The sequence below is a fragment of the Kitasatospora sp. NPDC057518 genome (assembly GCF_042802075.1).
Lineage (GTDB): Bacteria > Actinomycetota > Actinomycetes > Streptomycetales > Streptomycetaceae > Kitasatospora.
On the sequence record NZ_JBHVEU010000668.1, the window covers coordinates 1 to 3,197 of the forward strand.

The 3,197-nt window shown below is 72.2% G+C and carries 3 protein-coding genes; 2 read left to right on the forward strand and 1 reads right to left on the reverse strand.

The genetic code is table 11. The features are described 5' to 3' along the window. Positions 1 to 77: 77 nt before the first annotated feature. Together ACFU7Z_RS38050 and ACFU7Z_RS38055 are read left to right on the forward strand one after the other, a co-directional pair. Positions 78 to 299 carry a hypothetical protein gene (locus tag ACFU7Z_RS38050; RefSeq protein ID WP_375873829.1) on the forward strand — a complete coding sequence of 74 codons (222 nt, stop codon included), beginning with the start codon at positions 78 to 80 and terminating at the stop codon, positions 297 to 299. Between the two features lie 95 nt (positions 300 to 394). Next, a complete protein-coding gene (locus ACFU7Z_RS38055; RefSeq protein ID WP_049654596.1) occupies positions 395 to 1,054 on the forward strand; it encodes a zinc ribbon domain-containing protein in 660 nt (219 codons plus the stop codon). 96 nt (positions 1,055 to 1,150) lie between these two features. Here the strand turns inward: ACFU7Z_RS38055 and ACFU7Z_RS38060 are convergent, their stop codons facing one another. After that, positions 1,151 to 2,740, reverse strand: coding sequence for an LCP family protein (locus ACFU7Z_RS38060; protein WP_380782678.1), 1,590 nt, complete (start codon positions 2,738 to 2,740; stop codon positions 1,151 to 1,153). Positions 2,741 to 3,197: the final 457 nt, after the last annotated feature.

Sequence of the window (3,197 nt, forward strand, 5' to 3'; positions counted from 1 at the left end):
GCGCTGGACGTCGCCCTGTCCGGGCCCACCGGGCCGTGATGGAGAGTCAGTGCAGTCCCGTGGGCGCCGGAGGTCCGGTGGGAACGGAACCGGCGGACCGGGACGTCCAGTGGGTCTACCAGCCGGTCGAGGTGGACCTCGGGGGCGGCGCCTGGGCGCTCGGCCGGATCAGCGGGTGGTGGCAGGACGCGGCCGGGCAGCGCTGGTGCCGGCTGCGGATCGGCCGCAGCGGGCAGCCCGCGCGCTGGCAGCCGTTCGATCCGGCGCGGGTACTGCTGCTGCCGGCCACCGGGCTCTGATCGGGGACGGTCGAACGTTGTTGGCGGAACCGTTCGATGGGCCCTATCGTCCCTGGGAGCGACCGCTGACAGGCCATTGAGCGACCGGGGACGACGTGAGTTCGGAGATCTACTTCAGCAGCAACTACCGCGACATGTGCGAGCAGCACGGCACCGGCGCGGGCTTCCAGTTCGAGTTCTACTGCTACCGCTGCTCGGACACCTGGCGTTCGACGTTCGAACCGTTCCGGACCGGCCAGATGGCCGGCTGGATAGGCAAGGGCGTCAGTGCGGCCTGGAACCTGATCGGCGGCAACGCCAACACCATCAGCAACGCCGCCGACGGGCTGGCCGGGCAGACCTGGGGCACCTCGCGGGACGCCGCGTTCCAGCGGGCCATCACCAACGCCCAGTCCCACTTCAACCGTTGCGCCCGGTGCACCCAATACACCTGCGGCCGCTGCTTCGACCCGGCCCAGGGCCTGTGCCACAACTGCGCCCCGGACACCGCGGCCGAGGCGGTGGCGGCGCAGCACCGCGGTCTCAACGACGCGGTCACCGAGCGCGCGTTCAAGGCCGGGCAGCAGTCCGGGGCCGGGTACGACGTCAGCACGCCGCGGCAGCTGGTCTGCCCGCAGTGCCACACCGAGACCCACGGCACGCCGTTCTGCCCGGGCTGCGGCTTCCGGCTGGCGCAGCCCGTCCAGTGCACGGGCTGCCGCCAGGACGTCCCGGACGGCGCCGCGTTCTGTCCGTCCTGCGGGACGAGGCGCTGACACCCCCTCGGACGTACCACGGCGGGGCGTCTCCGGAGCGATGATCCGGGGGCGCCCCGCCGTCGTACGGGGGACCGCTGTGCGAGGGGGCCGGGCTCAGCCGTACGAGAGGTTGCTGCAGGGGTCGTCGTCGGCCGAGCGGGCGGTGCCGCTGATGCTGGTGGGCAGCGGGGCCGGTGCGGTGGCGGCGGCGCCGGAGGCCGGCGTGGCGGGGCCCGCCGGGTTGGCGGCGGCGAAGTCGTGGCCGAGGACGACGCTGACGCCCCGGCCGCCGGGCTGCACGGTCGCACCGGGGAAGAGCTTGGCGACCGACTCGGCGGCGGTGCGCTCGCCGGTGCCGTACTCGACGACGGTGGTGCTGCGCGGCTTGCCGACCGCGTTGCCGACGCCGGTGACGGTGTAGCCGGCGCCCTTGACGGTCTCCGCGGCCCGGCCGCCGAGCCCGGTCTCGCCGGTGCTGTTGAGCACGGAGACCTTCACCTCGGCGGCCTTGGCGTCCGGGGCGGCCGTCGGGGCCGGAGCGGCCGCGGGGGTGGTGGCGGGATCCGCGGCGGGGGAGGCGGAGCCGGCTTCGGCCGGGGCGCTCGCGTCCTGGCCGTCGATGGTGCGGTCGGCCTTGAGCGCGGCCCAGAGCTGGTCCACGTCCGGGTGGACCAGGGCGACCCGCGGGCCCTCGTAACGCCACGGCACGGTCAGGAACTTGATGTCGTGCAGGTCCACGTCCTTGAGTTCCATGGCGAAGGAGAGCAGCTTGGCGGCGGAGCCGAGGCCGGGGTCGACGGTCAGCGACTTCGTGGCCGCGTCGGCGAGCGGCAGCAGCGTGGTCGGGTCCATGCCGTGGGACTTCACCTCCTTGATGAGGGAGGAGAGGAAGGCCTGCTGGCGCTTGGTGCGGCCGATGTCGGAGCCGTCGCCGATGCCGTGCCGCACCCGGACGTAGTCCAGCGCGCTCTGGCCCTCGACCTTCTGCTTGCCCTTGGCGAAGAGCAGCTTCCCCTTGCGGCCGAGGTTGGGGTTGAGGTCCCCCTCGTGGATGTCGTTCGGCAGGCAGACCTCGACGCCGCCGACCGCCTTGGTCATCGACGCGAAGCCGTTGAAGTCCACCACGATGGTGTGGTCGATGCGCAGGTTGGTGAGCTTCTCGACGGCGTTCTGGGTGCAGGCCGGGTTGCCCTGGTCGCTGTCGCCGACCGAGAAGGCGCTGTTGAACATCACATTGGTCTGTTCCTTGGTCCACTTGCCGTTGGGGAGCTTGCACGGCGGGATGGTGACCAGGGAGTCGCGGGGGATGGAGATGCCGACGGCGTGCTTGTGGTCGGCGTAGACGTGCAGCAGGATCGCGGTGTCCGAGCGGGCGCCGCCGTCCCCGCCGCCGCCCAGGTCGCTGTTGCCGTTGCCGCGGCTGTCCGAGCCGATCATCAGCACGTTGACCGGGGTGCGGCCCTGGGAGTCCGGGGCCGCGGCCTCCGGGCGGTCCTTGCTGAGGGCGTCGCCGTCGAAGGTGCTGATGTTGCTGTTGAGCCGGTAGTAGAGGGCGGCGCCGCCGAGGACGGCGAGGGCGGTGCAGCCGGCGGTCGCCCAGAGCACCTTCTCCTTGGTGCTGCGCTTGGGCTTCTTCTTCGCCCGGCCCGCCGCCCGGCCATCCGCCAGGCCCGCCGCGCGGCCCTCCGCCGGGCCCTCCGCTATGTCCGAGCTGTCCGGGTTCTGACCGGTTCCGGTCCGGTCGGCCCTCCGGCCGGTGCTCCGGCGCCCGCCCGCCCGGTGCGGCGAATTCTCGGCTCCGGGGGAACCCTTGCGGCCAGACACGTCGTCATCCTCCACAGTTGCCACGCGCCCCCCGTCGAAGCGGCGGGTTCGCGTGGCCGGGGGCCGGAGCCGATCCGGGCAGGGCCCGTCGCTAAACTTTTACACCGCTGTAGAACTTCAGTGGAGCATACTAGGCGCGGATGGGAAAACCAGCTGGTCAGACCATGAGAAATTGGTCAGATCGGCGGGGTCCGCGCTGCTCCGGAACCGCTTTGAGGAGCACGATGACTAATCGGATCATACGTTCGATGGCTGGCGCCCTGGTGGCCCTGCTGGCCGCCACCGGCCTCACCGCCGTGGCATCGGGCGCGGCGGCGGTGGCCGCACCCCGAAACGT